This is a genomic window from Bradyrhizobium sp. AUGA SZCCT0182 (assembly GCF_018130185.1).
Lineage (GTDB): Bacteria > Pseudomonadota > Alphaproteobacteria > Rhizobiales > Xanthobacteraceae > Bradyrhizobium.
The window spans coordinates 120,728-140,800 of sequence record NZ_JAFCLY010000004.1 but is presented as its reverse complement, the minus strand read 5'-3'; the positions used below and the strand labels follow the sequence as shown (position 1 = coordinate 140,800).

Below are 20,073 nucleotides of genomic sequence, written 5' to 3'. Positions count from 1 at the left end.
ACTGCGAGTCCACAAGCTCAATGACGGCGTTCGTTTGGTCAGCATCCGCGGAACGTTGCCGTCCGGCGCTCGGCCGTCGCCTTGACGCCTTCTCTAAAATCCTCTGTCGAGCGCAACCAAGTTTGCTCCTTAAGCTCGTGCTCAGTCGCCTTGTGAATGCGGTCAGCGAGTTCGGCGCGCATTGTCGCTCGCGTTGAGATCAGGCCGAGCGGTGAACACTCAGCGATCTCGTTAGCGAGTTTCAGGGCTTCGGCTCGGACCTGATCCTGCGGCACCAGTACGTTGGCAAGGCCCATACGGTACGCCTCTTCGCCGGTGACGCGACGGCTGGTGTAGAACATTAGTTCAGCGTTATTTTTGCCGATCAGTTCAGGAAGCGCAACGGTGAGGCCAAACCCCGGGTGGAAGCCGAGCTTCGTGAAGTTTGCGACGAAGCGTGCTTCGGGGCACGTGACGCGGAAGTCCGCGGATACTGCAAGGCCGAGACCGCCGCCGATGGCTGCACCATGCACGGCGGCTACGACCGGCTTATTGGCCCGATAGATACGGACAGCCTCAATGTATAGGTGGCTGATGGAACCCAGGTTGTCGGCGGGATCGCCCTGCTTAGCCGCTTCGCTTGCAACAGTCTCCTGACGGTTCGGATCCTTGAAGTCCGCACCGGCGCAGAACGCCTTGCCCTGCGCGCAGAGAACGCTTGCCCGGATGTCGACGTTGGCATCAAACTCATCAAGCGCATTCGCGATTTGCTGGATCAGCACCGCGTCGAAGAAGTTCAGTGGCGGCTTCTGAAGCTCGATAATGCCGATGTGACCCCTGGTTTCGACGCCGATATCCGTATACTTGACCATCATTAATCTCGCTGATTCTACTTTGCTTTAGCGCCGGCCATCCGCGCGATGAAACGTGGACACTGCACCCGTGAAACGCGCGGAAACCGGTCTGATTTTGCTTAGCAACCGCCCGTAAACCGACATCCCGTCTCTCTCAAGGCTTTCGCATCCGGCGAATGCATTGTCTGAGGTCGTCAGGATAGTTCAAGTTTTCCCAAACAAGACTTTTTGGAACCTCCAACTCAATCGAACCATCCATGTTAGCTGGCACCGCGTGCCTCACTTTCTTCAGCTGATTGTAAATGCAGTCTACATCCCCTTGACGATGTTCTCGGTCACCTTCTTGGCGTCGCCGAGCAGCATCATGGTGTTGTCGCGATAGAACAAGGGATTGTCGATGCCGGCATAGCCCGATGCCAGCGAGCGCTTGATGAACATCACGGTTCCGGCCTTCCAGACCTGCAGCACCGGCATGCCGTAGATCGGCGAGGTCTTGTCGTCCTCGGCCGCCGGATTGGTGACGTCGTTAGCGCCGATCACGAAGGCGATGTCGGCCTGGGCGAATTCGGAGTTGATGTCCTCCAGTTCGAACACCTCGTCATAGGGCACGTTGGCTTCGGCCAGCAGCACGTTCATGTGGCCGGGCATGCGGCCCGCGACCGGGTGGATGGCGTACTTTACCTCGACGCCCTCCTTCTTCAGCAGATCGCCCATTTCGCGCAGCGCATGCTGGGCCTGCGCCACCGCCATGCCGTAGCCGGGCACGATGATCACCTTCTGCGCGTTCTTCATGATGAAGGCCGCGTCGTCGGCCGAGCCGAGTTTGGCGGGCTTCTGCTCGCCACCGCCACCGCCGGCCGCCGCGGTCTCACCGCCGAAGCCGCCGAGAATGACCGAGATGAAGGAACGGTTCATCGCGTGGCACATGATGTAGGACAGGATCGCGCCCGACGAGCCGACCAGCGCGCCGGTGATGATCAGTGCGGAATTGCCGAGCGTGAAGCCGATGCCGGCCGCGGCCCAGCCGGAATAGGAGTTCAGCATCGAGATCACGACCGGCATGTCGGCGCCGCCGATCGGAATGATCATGAGCACGCCGAGTACCAGCGCGATGATCGTGATCAGCCAGAAGTCGAGAGCGCTGCCGGACCGCACCAGGCCGAAGATGAAGAACACCAGCGCCAGAGCCAGCGCGATGTTGATGATGTGGCGCGCCGGCAGGATGATCGGCGCGCCGCTCATGCGGCCGGACAGTTTCAGGAACGCGATCACGGAGCCGGTGAAGGTCAGCGCACCGATCGCGACGCCGAGCGACATTTCGATCAGGCTCGCGGCGTGGATCTGCCCGGGCTTGCCGATGTCGAACGCTTCGGGCGCGTAGAACGCGCCGGCGGCCACCAGCACCGCGGCCATACCGACCAGCGAGTGGAAGGCGGCGACCAGTTCCGGCATCGAGGTCATCGGCACCCGCCGCGCGATCACGGCACCGATGCCGCCGCCGATGGCGATGCCGAGGATCACCAGCACCCAGGCGAGGCCGTCCGCCGGCGGATGACTGGCGAGCGTGGTCGCGACCGCGATCGCCATGCCGACCATGCCGAACAAATTGCCCTGGCGGGACGATGCCGGACTGGACAAGCCGCGCAGTGACAGGATGAACAGCACACCCGCCACGAGATACAATAATGCAGCCAGATTGGCGTTCATCTCAGGTCCCCTATTGTCTTCGCCACCCCGAGGTGCACGCCGCTCACTTTACCTTCTTCTTGTACATCGCCAGCATGCGCTGGGTGACAAGGAAGCCGCCGAAGATATTCACGCAAGCGAAGATCAGCGCGATGAAGCCGAAGCCGCGCGCCCAGCCTGAGCCGCTCGAGATCATGGGAACGCCGACCGCGAGCAGCGCGCCGACCACGATCACCGACGAGATCGCGTTGGTCACCGACATCAGCGGCGTATGCAGCGCGGGGGTCACCGACCAGACCACGAAATAGCCGACGAAAACGGCAAGGACGAAGATCGACAGCCGGAACACGAAGGGATCGACGGCCTGTGCAATATGATCCATGGCGGCTCTCCTGGGCTGGCTATTTAGGCTGGAAGTTCGGATGGATGACGGCGCCGTCTCTGGTCAGCGCGGTGGCCTTGACCAGTTCGTCGTCCCAATTGACCGCGAGCGCCTTGTTCGGCTTGTCGACCATGGTCTCGATGAAGGAAAACAGGTTGCGGGCGTAAAGGCTCGAGGCCGACTGCGCGACTCGGCCGGCGACATTGGTGTAGCCGACGATCTTGACGCCATCGGCATCGACGACGATTCCGGGCTTGGCGCCCTCTACATTGCCGCCGCGTTCGATCGCGAGATCGACCAGAACCGAGCCGGGCTTCATCGACTTCACCATGTCGGCCGAGACCAGACGCGGCGCCGGCCGCCCCGGGATCAGCGCGGTGGTGATGATGATGTCCTGCTTCTTGATGTGCTCGGCGGTCAGCGCGGCCTGCTTGGCCTGATACTCTTTCGACATTTCCTTGGCGTAGCCGCCGGCGGTCTGGGCGTTCTTGAATTCCTCGTCCTCGACCGCGAGAAATTTGGCGCCGAGACTTTCGACCTGCTCTTTGGTGGCGGGCCGCACGTCGGTTGCGGTGACGACGGCGCCAAGCCGGCGCGCGGTCGCGATCGCCTGCAGGCCGGCGACGCCGACGCCCATCACGAACACTTTTGCCGCGGGAACCGTGCCCGCCGCGGTCATCATCATCGGGAAGGCGCGGCCAAAGGCCTCAGCTGCCTCGATCACCGCGCGGTAGCCGGCGAGGTTGGCCTGCGACGACAACACGTCCATCACCTGCGCGCGGGTGATGCGCGGCATCAATTCCATCGCGAAGGCAGAAACGCCGGCATCCGCGATCGTCTTCAGCGCCGCCTCGTTGCCGTAGGGGTCCATGATGGCGATTACCAGCGCGCCGCGCTTGCACTGGGAGAGTTCGCTCGCCTCCGGCCGCTTCACCTTGATGATGATGTCGGCATCTTTCAATGCATCGGCGCTGACGGTAGCGCCGGCCGCGGTGAATTCGGAATCGGGCAGGCCCGACTTGACGCCCGCTCCCGGCTCGATCGCGATATCGACGCCCAGCGCCTTGAACTTCTTGACGCTATCAGGAGTCGCCGCGACACGCGGCTCCGCTGCATCGATTTCCTTGGCAATCGCAATTCTTATAGTCACAGACTACTCCGCCCTAAATAGTCCGTTACGTAAACGCACCGGCTCTGCGCGGGCAAATTAGATTTTATGGCGGCCTATATCGATTTGATATTCGCTGACCGTGCGCCTAATACGTTTGATGTAGGAGCCGAGCAGCGCCAAACACTGAAGCCTCGTTGAACAATAAGCCATCTACGATCACCGTGTTGCCGGGTCGTAGCGGCATACGAGCTCTCCCACCGCATTGATCAGATTGGAGATCAGGTGGGTTACTGCGCTGATCTCGTCATGATCGATCTTAAACGCATTGCACTCCGACCTCCCTGCAGCGGGTCGCAGCCACAGCAAAGCTGACGAATAGCCTTCGCTCGGCTCTCGACTCGCCACGGATCGATAAGTTGATCGGACAGCACCGGTCGATCTGTTCTCAACCGACCGATGCTTCATAAATCACGCCGAATTGATGTGAACGGCGGGGCACAATGCGGCTACGAGGCTGTCATTGCAAGATCTGCTAAATTGACACGCCAGCTAACCGAGACGCCTTGAAGCGGTCTGCTCCGGGAAGACCGCTTCAACCTATCAGAACGCCGCTCGTTCAATCCAACCGAACTGTCCAATGCAGACGGTCGTGTCCATCTCACTTGAATGCGGGAATGATCTTTGCCGCCCACTCGCGCATGAACCGATGCTTATCGCCGAAATGCAATCCTATCCATATCTGATTTGCACCCGCTTCAGCAGCGGCCTCAAGCTTCTTAACACAGTCGGCTTCGGTTCCGACAATCGCGAACCGGTCGGCGAGATAATCGATCAGACCTAACTCCTCAATCAGGCGGCAGTTGGCACTTCCTACCGCAACGTGCTCTTCGAAAACATAACGCTTGCCCAATTCCTGGAGCTTTGGCAGGAGTTCGGGCGGGATGTGTTTTCCCTCTGTCGTGAAGCGGGTCATGTGATTACCAGCCGCCGCTAATGACATAGTGATCTCAGTCACCGCCTCGCGATAAGTCCCTGCAATATTGACATCGGGCCACCACCATATGTCGATGGACGAGGGGTCTCGACCTGCCTCGCGAGCGCCAGCATGGATGTGCGCGATCGAATCCCGGATGATGTCGGGCGTGATGCCCGTTCGAACGACGACCCCATCGGCAATCAGACCCGCCAGGTGAAGGGTTTTAGGTCCGGAAGCTGCCAAAAAGATCGGCACGGGCGAATGGCCCCATGTCAATCTGGCTTTCTTACCCTGATACACCGTGGTCCCGGATGTCATCAGTTCACGGATCGCAACCGCATACTCACTTAGCTGACCAAGTGTCGCTGGCTTGAGGCCGAGATTGAAGGCGGCGCTGTCCCCGGTGCCAATTGCCAGCATCGTTCGTCCCGGTGCGAGCTCTTCCAGTGTCGCCGCCGCGCACGCGGCTACGGCAGGATGGCGCGTGAGCGGTGTAATGACGCGTGGACCGAAGCGTAGGCGCTCCGTGTTGGCCGCACACATCGCCAGAGTCACATAGACATCGCGGCAAATTGATTGAGAGTCCGCGATGCCGAGCAAATCGAAGCCGCCACGCTCGACCTCTTTCGCCCACTCAACGACCTCCATCGCTGGGGCGGTCGGCATGAAGTTGATTCCGAATTTCATGGAAGTCACTTGTTTCTCCAATCTTGCGTTTGTGTGGTTCTCGTAAAACGCTATTCCGCATGCGCTCCCTGGGCGCACTGGACTAGACGGTCAACTATTTGGGGCCAAGCTGACGTTTTGAGCGCGCTGCACCATTCAACTTAAACATCCCCTCGGATACCCGGCGTCTTCATTTGTTTACATACGGGTCTCCATCAAAAAGAGACCCGGCCATTCTCTCTATTACCTAATTGACCTCAGCTCGAATGTCGAATTCGAGTTTAGTGAGCGGCATTACCGTAAATTATAGTTCGCGAATTGCACCGTTGACCTAAGTGCCAAATCAAACTGTAGCCGTGCATTCACCCGTGTATCGGTTAGCAGGTGGAACATGATGGAGCCATTGATCGGCCCCGTTTAAGTGCGATAGGATCCATTTGCACGGACATACTCTTCCGTGAGATCACAAGTCCAAACTGTAGCTTTTCCCTGCGCAAGTCCTAAGTCCAACTCAACAAGGATCGCGCTCTGCTTCATATGAGTAGACAGCTGATTCTCATGAAAACCGTCTAATTTTTCACCCTTGCTAGCGACAGGTATCCCGCCAATCTTCAAATTCAAGGCCGCCTGGTCGAACTCGACACCGGCTTTGCCAGCCGCCATAATAATGCGACCCCAATTCGCATCGCCTCCACCAATGGCCGCCTTGACGAGAGGGGAATTGGCAATACTCATCGCGACGCGGTGCGCAGCAGCAGCATCCAAAGCGCCCGAAACGGAGATCTCGATGAGCTTCGTTGCGCCTTCGCCATCGCTAACAACTTGAAGCGCCAGCTCAAGACAGAGCTCATCGAGCTGCTTCTGAAAGGCCGCCAGAAATTGTTCATCCTTCGCCAGCGGAGCCTTTGACGCACCAGTCGCGACCATCAAGATGGTGTCGCTCGTCGATGTGTCGCCATCGATCGAAATGCAGTTGAAGGACTTGTCAATCGCGCTCCGCAGGCAGTTCTGAAGGACCGAGTGCTCGATCGCAGCATCAGTTGCAATGAACGCAAGCGTCGTCGCCATCTGCGGGGCGACCATGCCAGCGCCTTTTGCAATCCCATTAATTGTCACCGTCTCGTCAAGGCACTTGATGGTCTTGGTCGAGACCTTCTCATAGCTATCGGTGGTACGGATGGCTGTTGCGGCCTCCATCCACTTGGTTGGAGCAATGCTACCAGCCAGGACTGGCAATGCCTGCAGAAGCTTGCTGAGCGGTGGCGGCTCGCCGATGATGCCCGTCGATGCAACGAAAACTTCTGAAGCACTGCAATTGAGGAGCTCGGCGGTCTGAGCTGCGGTTTCTCGTACAATCTCGCGACCAGTCGCGCCGGTGAACGCGTTCGCATTGCCCGAATTAACGACGATCGCGCGAACCACCCCTCCCTTAAGGTTTTCTCGACACCACTTCACAGGTGGGGACGCTGTGCGCGACGTGGTGAAAACTCCCGCGATCGAGGAGCCCGGCGACATGCACATGAGCATGACATCGGAGCGATCCGGATATCTAATGCCCGCCTTTGCAGTCGCGAGGCCAACACCGGCGATCGCTGGCATCTCCTTGATCTCTCGTGCTGGGGGGCGCTTCACTCCGATCACCATTCTTCAACAATTCTCGAAAGACAAACGGCTGCCGCAGCCATATCGGCCACGGCAGCCGCCGGATCCTCATTTCAAAAGCTTGAAGTCATCGCCATCAACCTCGACCAACATGAGGCCGGAGGCATCGAGACCGAGATGATTTTCGGGGCTCATGTTCAATGTTCCGTCGATCACCTTGAGGCCTTTGATTGTCTCAATGGCGTCGCGAACCTTTTCCGAATTTACGCTGTCAGCGCGGGCCAGCGCGTCTCCGACAATCAAGCCGGCGTCGTAGCCTGCCGCCGCAAACAGCGACACCTCGCCACCGAACGCGGTTGAGTACAGCTTAATGAACTCCTCCGTTACCGCCTTTTGCGGATGTCCGTTGGGAAGCTGGGACGAAATCTGAACAGCCGATACGCCAAGCTTCACGCCTTGAGCAGCGCCCTCGGCGCCCTTAATGAACTGCTTTGAAGCCGCTCCGGTCGTCATATAGAGCGGCTGCTTGATAGCGAGACGCTTATGATTGCGTGCGACAATTGAGGTCGGCGTGCCAAACCCGCAGTAAAGCACAACGTCGATATTGGCATTGCGGATATTCAAGAACTGCGCCGTCATGTCTGTGTCGCCATCGCCATGCAGTTCGTCCGAAGAAATCGTCAAGCCGACGGTCGGCGCCAGGGCCTTCGCGCTGCCGCGACATGACTGATCGAAGCCGCCCGGTCCGGAGAGTAGGCCGACCTTCAGCAAGTTCTTCGCCTTGAAGTCAGCAAACAGGCCTTCGACCACAAGGCGGTCAGTGAAGGACGACGCAAACACCCACTTCTTCGGCGGTGTCGTGATCACCGTGCCGCCGGCGACCGATACGAATGGAATCTTTGCGTCTTCAACGATCGGAGCTATCGCCATCGTCGCTCCGGTCGTCGATCCACCGACAAGCACAGTTATCTTGTCATCATTGATCAGTCGACGAACGTTTGCGGTCGCCTTCCTGGCGTCGCCACCGTCGTCATACCATGTGAACTTGATTTTGCGACCGTTGATGCCGCCCTCGTTGTTAGTCTTCTTGACCCAGAGATCAACGGCCTTTTGTTCAGGATCGCCAAGAAACGATACGGGTCCCGTTGTCGAGAACGTTCCGCCCAACAACAGAGGCTCCTTTGTCTGAGCGTACGCAGCTTCAAGAGCCGACGTCACAATGCTTGATACGACGCAAGTTCCCGCAATCCAAGTTTTCCAGCTCATAACAATCCCCCTGTCTAAACTACAACACCGAACCCTATTCGCACTTCGAACCAGCAAGCCGCTGGCTTTCTTTTCAACAAGTCTCTGGAATCGAGCCAACGGCGTCCAGTAAAAAAGAGGGGTCTGCGTATAAGCGCTACATATAGGATGTTAGCGAATCGCAACGTTTTGATGCACCTGTAAAACAAGTGTGCGCTGAAGGGCCCCGAACTAGCCAACGATGCCGCTCGAGCTTGGCCTACAACCCGAGATATGCGGAGCGAATGGTGGGGTTCTTGGCGAGATCCTTTGAGGACCCTTCCAGAAACAGACGGCCAGCCTCAAGGACATACGTGCGATCCGAAATCGACAGGGCTAGCTGCGCATTCTGCTCAACAAGAAGAATGGACAGGCCTCGCGACTTTCTCAACCCCACGATCTTTTGAAAGATCTCCTTCACGAGCAGCGGCGCGACCCCCATGCTGGGCTCATCGAGCAAAAGAAGCCGAGGACGAGCCATCAATGCCCGCCCGATCGCGAGCATCTGTTGCTGGCCGCCTGAAAGAAAGCCCGCCGACTGCGACTTCTTTTGCGACAGAGCGGGAAACAGCTCGTAAACCTTGGCGCGGTCACCCTCAATGTCGCTGTCAGATCGGCTGTAAGCGCCCATCGATAGATTTTCGTCAACGGAGAGCGTCGGAAAGACCATGCGCCCTTCCGGCGACTGACAGATGCCGCTGCTGACACGCTTGGCCGTGGAGAGCTTGCTGATACTGCGGCCATCAAACTGAATATCCCCTGCCGAAACGTGACAAAGTCCCGCAATTGCTCGGATCGTCGTTGTTTTGCCTGCACCATTGGCGCCAATCAACGAGACAAGTTCACCTTCGCCGACCTCGAGCGAAAGGTTCTTCAGCGCTTCAACTGCTCCGTAGCGCGCCGACACTCCTTGCAAGCGAAGCAACATCAGCCCACCCTTTTCTCATTGAGAGAGAGCTCGTTTTCGTCCGCCGCTCCAAGATATGCGTCAATAACCTTAGGATCAGACCGAACTTCATCCGGTGTACCATTCGAAAGCGTACGCCCGGACTCAAGAACCTGAACACGATCCGAAATCTTCATCACCAGTTTCATATCGTGTTCGATGAGAATAGGCGTAACACCCTTGCTCGGCAGCCCGCGGATAATCGCGCCAATCTGACTGGACTCTGAGTGATTTAGGCCAGCTGCAGGCTCATCCAGCAACAGCAGCTTCGGATGCAGCGCCAGCGCACGCGCGACTTCCAAGCGCTTCAACTCGCCATAGGGCATTTGCGACGCATGCTCATTGATACGGTGCTCAAGACCAACGTCGATCATCAACTGTTTAGCAAACCGAAAAAGCTCCGCTTCGCTTTGCCGGAACCCCTTCGTATTCGAAATCGACGTCAGAAGATTGCGATCCGTGAACAAATGCGAACCGACAACAACGTTCTCCAAAGCCGTCATGTGCTGGAAGATCTGAGGCGTTTGAAACGTACGCGCCACACCGGCTTCAGCCAACTTGTTCGATGGCAGCCCGGTCACGTCTTTGCCTTCGAGAATGACCCGCCCGGCATTCGGTTGATTGATGCCAGATATCACGTTGAGGAGCGTCGTCTTGCCAGCTCCGTTCGGACCAATAATGGCCTGGACGTGCCCCGCCTTGACGTCGAAGCTAACGTCCGTCAAAGCATAGACGCCGCCGAAATGCTTGGTGACGCCTTCAATCTTAAGAACGCAATCGTTCGTCATCGACGCCGTTCCCTTACAAACTTGGCGATAGTCGGGACCAACCCCTGCGGGAGGAGTACCATGCAGAGAACAAGAATCGCTCCGATTACAACCATCTCATAGTCATGCAGACGTGCGAAAAGATGCGGCAGCAACGTCAATATCGCCGCACCGACGACCGCACCGTAAATCGACGCCAAACCTCCAAGCACTATCATCGTAACGAATTCGACTGAACGGAAGAATGTTGCCTCCGCTGGAGTGATGAACTGCGCAAACATTGCATAGAGACTTCCCGCCAGGCTCGCCAGTACAGCCGACAACGTGAACACAAAGACTTTGTAACCGGCTACGTCGATGCCACTGGCTTTCGCTGCAACTTCCGATCCGCGAATAGCGCGCAGCGCCCTGCCGATCGGCGATCTCACCAATCGCTCAGCGAAGGCCACCGTCAAAACAAGCGTACTGCCAATTATCCAGTACCACGCCATATGAGTGGTGATCGAAAGCCCCCCAATGCGGAACGGTGAAACCGCCATTCCATCAGGACCGCCTGTCAAGCTGATCTCACGCGAAAAGAACGTCCAGACGACCAACCCAATACCGAGCGTTGCCATCGCAAGATAATGTCCGGCCAGCTTTAGAATTGGTCGCCCAATCAGATAGGCGAAGGCAGCCACGCCCAGGACAGCAAGGAGAATAGCCAGGAGCGATGGAATCCCCTGCATGGCAATCAGCGCCGATGAGTAAGCTCCGAGACCGAAAAAGGCGGCATGGCCCAAGCTGATCTGCCCGGCATAACCAAAGAGCAGATTGAGACCAACGCAAACAATCGCATTCACCGCAATGAGGATCGCGACTTCGACGTAAAAGCTATTTGGGAGGAACACAGGCAAACAAGCGACAATCAGAACTAGCGTCGCTATCGGACCGAAACGCTCAACAAAGGTTCTCATACGCGATGCCTCACAGCGCCGCCAAAAAAGCCCTGCGGACGAACAAAGATGACAAGCAAGATAACGAGGAAGGAGATTGCGTCTTTGTAGGCCGAAGTAATGTAGCCTGCCGCGAGCGTCTCAATGACACCAAAGACAATCCCGCCGAGGAAGGCACCAAATGGACTTTGCAACCCACCCAAAATTGCGGCGCTGAACCCCTTCAATCCCAGCATGATCCCGACCTCGTATGAGGTCAAAGTAACCGGTGCCACGAGAATGCCGGCAGTGGCCCCAACTGCTGCTGAAAGACCGAAAGCAAGGGTGATGATAAAGCGCGGCTCAATTCCAACGATCCTTGCCGCGACAGGATTGTCTGAGACAGCGCGGAAAGCCGTTCCAAGTTTAGATCGGCTGAAGAATACCCAAAGTGCAACAACGAGGACCAAGGTAACCCCCAAGATCCAGAATGTCTGAGGCACCACGGATGCCGACAAAAAACGGACCGGCTCGACACCGCTGAATGCTGGGATCGAGTGGAAATCTTTGCCCCAAAGAAGAAGGGCCGCACCGCGCAACAAAATCGATAAACCGATTGTAATGATAATGAGATTGGTAGTGCCGGATCCAAGCGCGGGCTCGATCGCAATCTTCTCGAAGATCAAACCAACTGCAATCGCGCAAATTATCGCCAACAGAACAGCAATCGGCAGACTAAAACCTAGCGCCAGTAGCGAAACCGTCGCCATACCACCGATCATCACGAACTCGCCCTGCGCGAGGTTGATGACATCCGAGGCGTTACAGATAATTGAGAATCCCAACGCGATTAAACCGTAGACGACACCGACCGTGATGCCGGCGATGAGAAGTTGAACGAGATCTACCACATCGAGACTCCCAGAAGCGGTCTGAAGATCGCGCGTTGCACCACGCTGACCACAATTTCTTCTTGTTATCGACGATTAAAGGACGGCCTAAGCAAAACCCGCGCCGCCTCTATAGTCTTAGAACGCGTCATGACCTCACGCCAATTTTTCATGGAGCGGATCCCCCGTCCTAGTGAACATTCAGAACTACCGTACGCCCGCGTCAACGGCAGCCCTCGACTTTTCGATCACCGCTTCCGCTTCCTGGCGAACTCGCGATTTGCGCTGTTAGACTTGTGATGCCGGTCCGAATTGTAGCGGCGGCCAAGTCTGCTCATGCAGGATAACGGGTATATCACGCCTCTATCTGTCTCAAATCGCTCCCAAAGACGCCAATAAAAAACCGACTAGAGATATAAAATTACCGTATACAGTTTGCCTTGGCATACCATTGCCGTTTAGGCTCGTTCGTTAGTGATCTGCCAATTTTCGATAGGTTGAGCCGCTGCACGTGGTGCATGGGCCAGATGGTTTGAGACAAGACATGAAGCTGCGCCAACTCGAAGTATTCCGCGCTGTTGTCGAAACAGGGACGACGAAGGGGGCCGCGCATTTGCTGCAAATCAGCCAACCGGCCGTTAGCCTGCTGATTCAGCACACCGAGGACCAGTTGGGAATGGAGCTGTTCCAGCGGGTGCGCGGACGCCTTATCCCGACCGAAGAGGCGCTGTCGCTCTATGCTGAAAGCTCCTCCATCTTCCTGCTGTTCGGATCGTTGCAGCGAAAAGTCGAGGACCTTAAGCAAGGCCGATTTGGCTCGCTCCGGATCGCGGCGACGCCTAGCCTTGGCAATTCGGTGCTGCCGCAAGCCATTCACTCTTTTGCAGCTAGGCGGCCCGGCATCAGGATCTCAATCGATATCCGCGAACGAGAGACCATCTTTCATCACGTTGCGCGTAGCGTTGCCGAAATTGGACTGGTGCTGGAATTCGGAGAACACCCGAATCTCATCGGTGTCCCGGTCCATCGTGGACAACTTGTATGTGTCGTGCGCCACGACCACCCGCTCGCGAGCCAAAACGCGATAAGGATTTCTGATCTGAGAGGCGTAAGTATCGTCCGCCTCGAACGAGGAACAGTCCTGGGTGACCTAATCGACCGGACGGTAGCGGCGCTGGGAGAACCATTATCTTGGGGTATCGAAGCCCGCTTTTGCGCTACGGCATGCGCGTTGGTGGAAAGTGGTGCACCACTCGCCATTGTTGACGAGTATTCAGCAAGAACTCTAACCTCACCCAACGTCGTTGTGAAACCGCTGTTGCCCGCGATCTCGATTGGCGCGTTCATCGTCCATGCCAGCGATCGCCCACTGTCAAAGCTGGCAAAATTGATCGTCACTGACATTCGCTCCGCGCTCAACGAGACGGGTTAAATCGTCATCGGTTGGGCAGGCGGCTTCCCAGAAACGGCCTGACAAACTTGCCACTTCCGGGCTTCGATCGAACATTCGATCCGTCGAACACCAGTTCTCCTCGGCGCCACGTCGAAGCGACGCGCGCCTTCATTTTCCGACCGATATACGGGCTCCAATCGACGCAGGTCACGCCGGCCGTCGGATCATAGGTCCATTCCGACGGCTCAACAACAGCAATGTCCGCGTCACGCCCAATCTCCAGCGCTCCCTTCGAAGCAAACCGGAAATGACGGGCAGGATTGAAAGCCAGGCAACGACTGACAACCGCCAGATTGACGTTGCGCTCCAGGCACCCCGTGACGAAGAGCGGCAGCAGAAGCTCAAGGCCGGGGAATCCCGAATTGTTCTTAAGCATCTCCGGATTTGACTTTCGGTCAGCGGACCAGGCGACGTGGTCGGTAGACACGAGGTCGACCTGGCCGGCGACTACATGCTGCCAAAGCTTCTCTCGTTCGTCAGCCGTGCGCACAGGAGGATTGATCTTTGCCTTGGCGCCATGCTTCGCCACGTCCTTTTCCGTGAGGAAAAGGAAAGGCAAAAGCACCTCGACGCTTACCGGATGTCCCTGACGCTTGTAAGCCTCGCAGATTTCGATGCCGCGGCTTATCGAGCAGTGTACAACATGCGCGTGAGCGCCGGAAGCAACGCCAGCTTCGTAGATTTCTAGCATCGCCAGGGCTTCATTGATCGGCGGTCGTGTATATGCGTGCACTTCCGGACCGGTCATCCCGGCCTTGGCGGCCCGCGCCAACATGTCGGCGATAACCTCCTGGTTCTCGTTGTGCGCGCAGGCAATCAGTCCGGTCTGCGCAACACTGCGAAACGCCTCCACCAACACGGGAGTTGGTGTTCGGGGAAACCTCGTCGGATGGGCTTCAAATGTGCTGAATTTGAATGCACATGCGCCTGCGGTCGCCATTTCCGGGATCACATCTATTCCGACGGAGGGATCGATCGTGGCGAACAACGCAACGTCAACGTGAGCTTCAGCTTCTGCATCGGCTCGTTTGGCATCAAATCGTTGCACGTTGCAAATCAGGTTATCTTCGTCAAAGGGCATATCGCAGATAGTGGTCACACCGCCTGCAGCCGCGGCTTTTGTGGCCTTCTCGAAGCCCTCTTGATTCTTCTGACTTCTGCAGTGGACCTGAGCGTCGATCGCGCCTGGGAATATCCACGCACCTTTTAGTCCGTGCCGCTCGCGTGCGGCAGGCGGGGCTCCACTTCCCAACAATGCCACGCGCCCATCGGACACGGCGACCCACCCCTCTCTCACCTGGTCGGCAAGAACAACGTTGCCTTGAAGAACGAGATCAAAGTCACTCACCGCGATTTCCTTCCGCTTAATGTGTCGTTTCTTATACTATTTCAGCCTCATCGAAAGTGCATCAATCGAGAGCGGGCAACTGCCCCCTCGGGAGAGCTGGTACTCGCGCTTGCGCTGTCAGCGCAACTCGCGATGAAGCCAGCGCGTCAACACGGCGGTTGCATCCAGAAAGTCGGAGATCTCCATCGCCTCTGCCGGATTGTGGCTGCCGTTCTCATTGCGAATGAAAATCATTCCCATCGGCACGCCGGCGATGGCGAACGCCGCTGCGTCATGCGAGGCAGGGCTCCCGAGGCGAATGAACGGAAAATTGAACTCGTGAGCAATTTCCTCAAGGCCCTTCCGGAAGTCCTTATTTACGAGAGCCACCTCCGCTCTGGTGGTTGCGCCAAATTCGAACCGGACCTTGCGCTTCAGTGAGATCTCAGCCGCGAAGCCGAGAACCGTCTCATGGAGCTCCAGGATGTCGCTCTCGCTGTAGGCGCGAACGTCGAGGCTAAACGTACACTCGCCGGCCACCTTTGTCAGGGCATCTTCCTTGGGATCCGTGTGGAAACGCCCGATCGTGAAGGCCATCGGCCGCTCCTTGAGCTCCCATTCCTCCCACGTGCGGTCCAGGCAAAGAGCGAATTCCGCAGCGGCCAAAGCCGCATCCTGCCGGAACTTCTTGTAGAGACCGACGTGTCCATATTCGCCGGTTACCTTGACGTTCGGATAGCGGAAGTTGCCTGGAATACCTGTGGCAATGCCGATGGAACATTTTGCGTCGACGAGCGCGGGCGCCTGCTCGATGTGAACCTCAAGGAACGCACGCACTTGCTCTTTCTTAAGGAACGGCTGTCCTCTCCGGATCAGTTCAGGGTCGCCACCTGCCTCTCGGATGTAATCCTCCAGAGTCTTGCGGGTGTCGATCCTAGGCGCCTTTAAAGCCTGGGAGGAAAGCTGCCCCAGTGCGGATCGGCTCCCGATGTAGGACTGCTCGAACCAAACGCTCTCCTCAGCGCGTACCCCCATAACAGTCACATCGCACACCGGACGAAAGTTCATGCTTACGAGCGACTTTACCGCAATAAGACCGGCGATCACGCCAGCCGCGCCGTCGAAATTACCCCCGTTAGCAACTGAATCCAGGTGTGACCCGATGATGACGGAGGGTAGACCCCGATCCCTCCCCGGAAGGGTGAGATAGGTATTTCGCGCGGCGTCATGGGTCACTTCAAGTGACATTTCTCGCCCATGACGAACAACCAAATCATGCGCGAACTGCTCGCCCTTTCCATAGGCGTCTCGTGTAATTCCGCCGCCAAACAGGCTCCCCGCTCTAAGCTCAGCGAAGATGTCCGTCGCGTACTGCTCGTTTGCCTTTACGGCAGATGCCACCGCACCGATATCATCAAACCCCGAATTACCGCTCATAGAATCGACAGCCTCGTTTCCATTCCACCGTTCGCTTTGCCTCGAACGGACAATGAAACAGTCAAATTGGCCAGGCGAATACAAAATGGACCGGCGCCATAACTCCTAGTTATCAAGCCCGCGGAAGAACAGTCGGGATACACCGGCTCACGGAGGTGCGGATGCATAGCTTCGTATCTACTTCGTCCGCATAGCATTTCGGCGAGCCGCATATCATCCCACAGCGGTCGCGATACTTGCCGTCTTCGCGCGCGTCGGCAACAGCATTAGGGTGACCACCTTCGACATCAACTAGCTGCCTAAATGAGCCGAATTTAGACGTTCGATCGGATCGGCATCATTGCAAACGGCCAATAGCTCCTCCCAGGTATTCGAAGGTTTCGCGCTACGGGCGCCCTGCCCGCTTAAGCGGTGGCCCGCTTACACAATTTCGGACGGCGCGACAATCAAGCCCAATCGGTGGGCGTCATTCTCGGGTCGAACAAACCCCAGCGAACCAATTCCACAGGGAGGAGAAGACCATCTCCAGCGTCATGAAATTAAGAAAGCGCGGCCGAGGCGGGTCGCCAAAGAAGCCAGTGACGCAAGAGCCAACGGCGCATACTCCGGACAATTCTGCTCGAGAAGAGCGGACGAGGACCTTTCCCACCAGGTAGCAAGCTGTGGATGGGATCACGAACCCTCCAGCTACTCCTGATTAGAGGGATACGTCGGCTCGCCCTATTTTCGTGCACGGGATGTCTTAAATGACCGCCGCGTCTTCCTTGCACCGCGTCCAGCTGGAGTATTGCGCAGGGCCATCTAAATCAAATCCCAGCCGCCAATCGGTAACCGTCTCCACGCTCAATCCTTTGGCGCGGGCCTGAGCCAGGTGGCGCTCATAACTTCCTTCCCCGAACTCGAACGCAAACTCCTTTAGTGCCCGGGCACGAATCCTGAGAAGATTTGTCCCGGTCCTGCCGTCGTCCGGCGCGATCACAATCTCTTTGTCTGACTCGCAGAAGCTCGAGATAATTTGCTTGTCGGCGTACGGCAGATCGATCGGAAGGACCAACATCGCTCCGGCCGCTCTGGTTGCACGCAACATCTCTCTTTTTGCCGTCTCAAGCCCTTCATTGAGACCTCTGCCAGGATCAATCACGCACTCTATCGACAGACTTCGAGCCAGCGCGATAGCATTCTCGTCGTTGGTCACCACGCAAATTTGCTGCCTCGAAAAGGTTCTCATCGCGAGATCGAGCGTGCGAACAAATAGGCTCTTGCACAGCTCTTGCCGCGAAACCGATTCGAGACATGCGGACAGACGCGACTTGCCCGAGCCGAACGCTTTACAGGGAATAACGACCTGCATGGCTACGACCTTTCCTTCATAAGGCGCTTAGCGAAGTCGAGACAATCGTGAGCTAGGGTCACTCGACCATCGAGATCGCGCATAACGGTCTGAGTGGTAACGACCTCCATACCCAAGCTGCGAACCTCATCCGCATCAGCGGCGTCAGCACGATCCATGACAAATCCACCAGCGACATCGCGGTAGTGGCGAGCCACAGACAGTGCCGATGGGACGACACCCAGTTCGCCCATTATCTTGGCCGCAGGTCCCTTAATCGCAGCTCCGCCTACGATCGGGGAGACGGCGATCACGGCAGACGCGACGTCATGGATCCAATCCTTAAGGCCAGGAAGCGAGAAAATTGGATCAATACTCAGATAGGGGTTCGACGGACATATAATCACGCAAATAGGCTCTTGCCCCTTCGCCAACTTCGACAACCCTTCATTGAACTTAGCTGTCTCCGCCCCGTCGAACGAAAGCCGTGTGACGGGCAGGTCGCACCGCAACCGCACGAAATAGTCCTGGAAGGGAAGCGTCCGCGTATACGAATGCACGATCGTTCTGACCGTATCATCCGTCATCGGCAATATCGTAGAGGTGATATTCAGAGCCCTACAGAGGTCGTTCGTAATCGCGGTGAGTGACTCGCCGCGGCGCAAGCGATTTGTACGCAGCACATGGGTCGCCAAATCCTTGTCGCCCAAACGAAACCAGCTTGGTCCGCCGAGCTTTCCGATTTGATCCAAACAGTTCCAATTGTCGCCGGCAACTCCCCAGCCCGTTTCCGGGTTTGCGATCCCTCCAAGAGTATACATCACCGTGTCTAGATCCGGCGAAATGTGAAGGCCGAGATGTTCGAAGTCGTCACCCGTATTAACGAGCACGGTGAGACGGTCACCTAACGATCGCGCAAGACCATAGGCCAGCTTGGCGCCGCCAACTCCCCCCGCGAGTGCGAGGACTCGGAACCGATCAACCATACCCCGCTCCAACCATCCAAGAGGGATAACAATACCTGCTCATCTGAATAGATCGTTGTTCTTAGGACGCACCAGATCGGTCGCCTTGCCAGCGAGCCTCTCATAGGGAACGCCTCGAACGAGAACAATCGGCGTTCCTTCGTCGGCCTGCCCCATCACCAAGGACGATGCGGCTGCGAGCTCATCGGCCAACCCAATTTCCGTGGATTCGAGTGGACGTCCATCGAGGTCGAGATTCCCCCGAAGGTCTAGAAGAGCGGGCATCCCGCTCACGCCGATTGCGGTACCAACCGTTCCCAAGCGCCAAGCACGACCGATACTGTCGATAATCACGACCCCGACGTTCTTTCCGGTCCTCGCCAAAATAGCAGACCGAATTTCGTCAGCCGAACCGTCCGGATCTTCCGGTAGCAAAAGCACCACTTCAGTGCCGCTCGAGTTCGAACGGTCAATGCCCGCGTTTGCTAGGATAAAGCCGAGACGATGAGCGACGATGATCAGTCCGGGTACAGCCCGAACGACTTCGCTAGATTCCCTGAGGATCAGCTCGACCAGTCGAGCATCCTTGTTTGTCTTCCGCGCCAACTCAATCGCTTCAGCCGATGCAACGACGCTCGCAAGGTCGACCGAGCGTCCCTGCATTTTCGAGACGATTTTCTGGGTGATGACCAGAACGTCCCCGTCCTGGAGCTCATCATTCATCGACTTGATCGAGCGCAACGCGAGGCCAACCAAGTCGTCGCCGGCAGCGACAGCTGGTAGACCACGAAGGGGACGAATCAACAGATCTTGCGACTTCATTGGTTTAGCTGCGCAACTCCAACGCCGGTGATGCGGATACCGGCATCAGGAACCTTATACTTCCGATTGATGCCGATCAGAACCGATGTCATGCTTTCGGCGACGACCGAATTCGCCAACGGCCCAACGTCGATACCGCGCAGACCGGCGTCTTTGGCGAGTGATATCCCAGTCTCGCGCGCCTCTTTATCATCGGCGGCGACCAGAACATCGCAATCGATCTCTACCTTCAGGTCTTTGAGCTTGTGCGCCGAGACGTTTTGGAAAGCCGAGACAACTCTCGTCTTCGAGCCAAGCTTTTGCTGAACCCCGACGACGCAAGAGCCATGATCAGGTAGTTGCACTTGGGAGACTTTTGGCGGGACAAGCGGCACAGTGACGTCGATCAGGATTTTGCCGGCAAGTTCATCCCTCAGCAGTTCCACCGTCGAGAGTTGAGCTTTGAACGGCACGGTCAAAACCACGATGTCTGCGCTTGAAGATCCGGCCTTGCTGTCCACGCCTACGACCAAATCCTTGCCCAGGATGGCGTTAAGTTCCGCCGCAACGCTTTGGGCCTTACTGACGTCGCGCGAGCCAATGGTAACTTTATGTCCAGCTTGCGCCCAGCGGAGCGCAAGGCCACTTCCCTCGGCGCCAGTACCGCCAACAACGCAAATTGACAAAGACTTCTCGACCATAC

General features: G+C 57.1%; 18 protein-coding genes. 1 reads left to right on the top strand and 17 read right to left on the bottom strand.

What is annotated here, in order from left to right; genetic code table 11:
* Positions 1 to 38: 38 nt before the first annotated feature.
* The 11 genes from JQ611_RS06710 to JQ611_RS06660 all read right to left on the bottom strand — a co-directional run bounded on the left by JQ611_RS06710 (position 39) and on the right by JQ611_RS06660 (position 12,078).
* Positions 39 to 851: an enoyl-CoA hydratase/isomerase family protein gene (locus JQ611_RS06710; protein ID WP_212465034.1), complete on the bottom strand. Its 813-nt coding sequence runs from the start codon at positions 849 to 851 to the stop codon at positions 39 to 41.
* Positions 852 to 1,142: 291 nt separating this feature from the next.
* Positions 1,143 to 2,540 (bottom strand): NAD(P)(+) transhydrogenase (Re/Si-specific) subunit beta, encoded by a 1,398-nt coding sequence (locus tag JQ611_RS06705; RefSeq protein WP_192736793.1) that lies wholly within the window; start codon positions 2,538 to 2,540, stop codon positions 1,143 to 1,145.
* Between the two features lie 43 nt (positions 2,541 to 2,583).
* Positions 2,584 to 2,901 carry a proton-translocating transhydrogenase family protein gene (locus JQ611_RS06700; RefSeq protein ID WP_009398926.1) on the bottom strand — a complete coding sequence of 106 codons (318 nt, stop codon included), beginning with the start codon at positions 2,899 to 2,901 and terminating at the stop codon, positions 2,584 to 2,586.
* A 19-nt stretch (positions 2,902 to 2,920) separates the two neighbouring features.
* Positions 2,921 to 4,045, bottom strand: coding sequence for a Re/Si-specific NAD(P)(+) transhydrogenase subunit alpha (locus JQ611_RS06695; protein WP_212465033.1), 1,125 nt, complete (start codon positions 4,043 to 4,045; stop codon positions 2,921 to 2,923).
* 625 nt (positions 4,046 to 4,670) lie between these two features.
* Positions 4,671 to 5,675: an LLM class flavin-dependent oxidoreductase gene (locus JQ611_RS06690; RefSeq protein ID WP_249133005.1), complete on the bottom strand. Its 1,005-nt coding sequence runs from the start codon at positions 5,673 to 5,675 to the stop codon at positions 4,671 to 4,673.
* A 396-nt stretch (positions 5,676 to 6,071) separates the two neighbouring features.
* Positions 6,072 to 7,298 (bottom strand): bifunctional glutamate N-acetyltransferase/amino-acid acetyltransferase ArgJ, encoded by a 1,227-nt coding sequence (gene argJ, locus JQ611_RS06685; protein ID WP_249132981.1) that lies wholly within the window; start codon positions 7,296 to 7,298, stop codon positions 6,072 to 6,074.
* A gap of 66 nt (positions 7,299 to 7,364) precedes the next feature.
* Positions 7,365 to 8,426 (bottom strand): ABC transporter substrate-binding protein, encoded by a 1,062-nt coding sequence (locus JQ611_RS06680; protein ID WP_212464902.1) that lies wholly within the window; start codon positions 8,424 to 8,426, stop codon positions 7,365 to 7,367.
* 334 nt (positions 8,427 to 8,760) lie between these two features.
* Positions 8,761 to 9,465: an ABC transporter ATP-binding protein gene (locus JQ611_RS06675; protein WP_212465032.1), complete on the bottom strand. Its 705-nt coding sequence runs from the start codon at positions 9,463 to 9,465 to the stop codon at positions 8,761 to 8,763.
* Between the two features lie 2 nt (positions 9,466 to 9,467).
* Positions 9,468 to 10,274, bottom strand: coding sequence for an ABC transporter ATP-binding protein (locus JQ611_RS06670; RefSeq protein WP_212464901.1), 807 nt, complete (start codon positions 10,272 to 10,274; stop codon positions 9,468 to 9,470).
* Entirely contained in the window at positions 10,271 to 11,209 is a 939-nt protein-coding gene (locus JQ611_RS06665) for a branched-chain amino acid ABC transporter permease (RefSeq protein ID WP_212464900.1), read from the bottom strand. Before JQ611_RS06665 ends, JQ611_RS06670 begins: the two co-directional genes overlap by 4 nt.
* Entirely contained in the window at positions 11,206 to 12,078 is an 873-nt protein-coding gene (locus JQ611_RS06660) for a branched-chain amino acid ABC transporter permease (protein WP_212464899.1), read from the bottom strand. Before JQ611_RS06660 ends, JQ611_RS06665 begins: the two co-directional genes overlap by 4 nt.
* Before the next feature lie 523 nt (positions 12,079 to 12,601).
* Between JQ611_RS06660 and JQ611_RS06655 the strand changes: the two genes are divergently transcribed.
* Positions 12,602 to 13,489 carry a LysR family transcriptional regulator gene (locus tag JQ611_RS06655; RefSeq protein ID WP_212464898.1) on the top strand — a complete coding sequence of 296 codons (888 nt, stop codon included), beginning with the start codon at positions 12,602 to 12,604 and terminating at the stop codon, positions 13,487 to 13,489.
* Positions 13,490 to 13,493: 4 nt separating this feature from the next.
* On the opposite strand, the gene JQ611_RS06650 is transcribed toward JQ611_RS06655, so the two are convergent.
* The 6 genes from JQ611_RS06650 to npdG all read right to left on the bottom strand — a co-directional run bounded on the left by JQ611_RS06650 (position 13,494) and on the right by npdG (position 20,071).
* Positions 13,494 to 14,858 carry a dihydroorotase family protein gene (locus JQ611_RS06650; protein ID WP_212464897.1) on the bottom strand — a complete coding sequence of 455 codons (1,365 nt, stop codon included), beginning with the start codon at positions 14,856 to 14,858 and terminating at the stop codon, positions 13,494 to 13,496.
* Between the two features lie 117 nt (positions 14,859 to 14,975).
* A complete protein-coding gene (locus tag JQ611_RS06645) occupies positions 14,976 to 16,274 on the bottom strand; it encodes a hydantoinase/carbamoylase family amidase (protein ID WP_212464896.1) in 1,299 nt (432 codons plus the stop codon).
* Between the two features lie 742 nt (positions 16,275 to 17,016).
* On the bottom strand, positions 17,017 to 17,625 hold the full coding sequence (cofC, locus tag JQ611_RS06640) for a 2-phospho-L-lactate guanylyltransferase (RefSeq protein WP_212464895.1): 609 nt from the start codon (positions 17,623 to 17,625) through the stop codon (positions 17,017 to 17,019).
* Positions 17,626 to 17,627: 2 nt separating this feature from the next.
* Positions 17,628 to 18,590: a 2-phospho-L-lactate transferase gene (gene cofD, locus JQ611_RS06635; RefSeq protein ID WP_212464894.1), complete on the bottom strand. Its 963-nt coding sequence runs from the start codon at positions 18,588 to 18,590 to the stop codon at positions 17,628 to 17,630.
* Positions 18,591 to 18,629: 39 nt separating this feature from the next.
* Entirely contained in the window at positions 18,630 to 19,391 is a 762-nt protein-coding gene (gene cofE, locus JQ611_RS06630) for a coenzyme F420-0:L-glutamate ligase (protein ID WP_212464893.1), read from the bottom strand.
* On the bottom strand, positions 19,388 to 20,071 hold the full coding sequence (gene npdG, locus JQ611_RS06625) for an NADPH-dependent F420 reductase (RefSeq protein WP_212464892.1): 684 nt from the start codon (positions 20,069 to 20,071) through the stop codon (positions 19,388 to 19,390). The genes cofE and npdG overlap by 4 nt, the downstream gene beginning before the upstream one ends.
* Between the last annotated feature and the right edge of the window lie 2 nt (positions 20,072 to 20,073).

Coding starts and splice junctions, on each gene's coding strand:
- JQ611_RS06710 (WP_212465034.1), bottom strand. CDS start 851: ATGGTCAAGTATACGGATATCGGCGTCGAAACCAGGGGTCACATCGGC.
- JQ611_RS06705 (WP_192736793.1), bottom strand. CDS start 2,540: ATGAACGCCAATCTGGCTGCATTATTGTATCTCGTGGCGGGTGTGCTG.
- JQ611_RS06700 (WP_009398926.1), bottom strand. CDS start 2,901: ATGGATCATATTGCACAGGCCGTCGATCCCTTCGTGTTCCGGCTGTCG.
- JQ611_RS06690 (WP_249133005.1), bottom strand. CDS start 5,675: ATGAAATTCGGAATCAACTTCATGCCGACCGCCCCAGCGATGGAGGTC.
- argJ (WP_249132981.1), bottom strand. CDS start 7,298: ATGGTGATCGGAGTGAAGCGCCCCCCAGCACGAGAGATCAAGGAGATG.
- JQ611_RS06670 (WP_212464901.1), bottom strand. CDS start 10,274: ATGACGAACGATTGCGTTCTTAAGATTGAAGGCGTCACCAAGCATTTC.
- JQ611_RS06665 (WP_212464900.1), bottom strand. CDS start 11,209: ATGAGAACCTTTGTTGAGCGTTTCGGTCCGATAGCGACGCTAGTTCTG.
- JQ611_RS06655 (WP_212464898.1), top strand. CDS start 12,602: ATGAAGCTGCGCCAACTCGAAGTATTCCGCGCTGTTGTCGAAACAGGG.
- JQ611_RS06645 (WP_212464896.1), bottom strand. CDS start 16,274: ATGAGCGGTAATTCGGGGTTTGATGATATCGGTGCGGTGGCATCTGCC.
- cofC (WP_212464895.1), bottom strand. CDS start 17,625: ATGCAGGTCGTTATTCCCTGTAAAGCGTTCGGCTCGGGCAAGTCGCGT.
- cofD (WP_212464894.1), bottom strand. CDS start 18,590: ATGGTTGATCGGTTCCGAGTCCTCGCACTCGCGGGGGGAGTTGGCGGC.
- cofE (WP_212464893.1), bottom strand. CDS start 19,391: ATGAAGTCGCAAGATCTGTTGATTCGTCCCCTTCGTGGTCTACCAGCT.
- npdG (WP_212464892.1), bottom strand. CDS start 20,071: ATGGTCGAGAAGTCTTTGTCAATTTGCGTTGTTGGCGGTACTGGCGCC.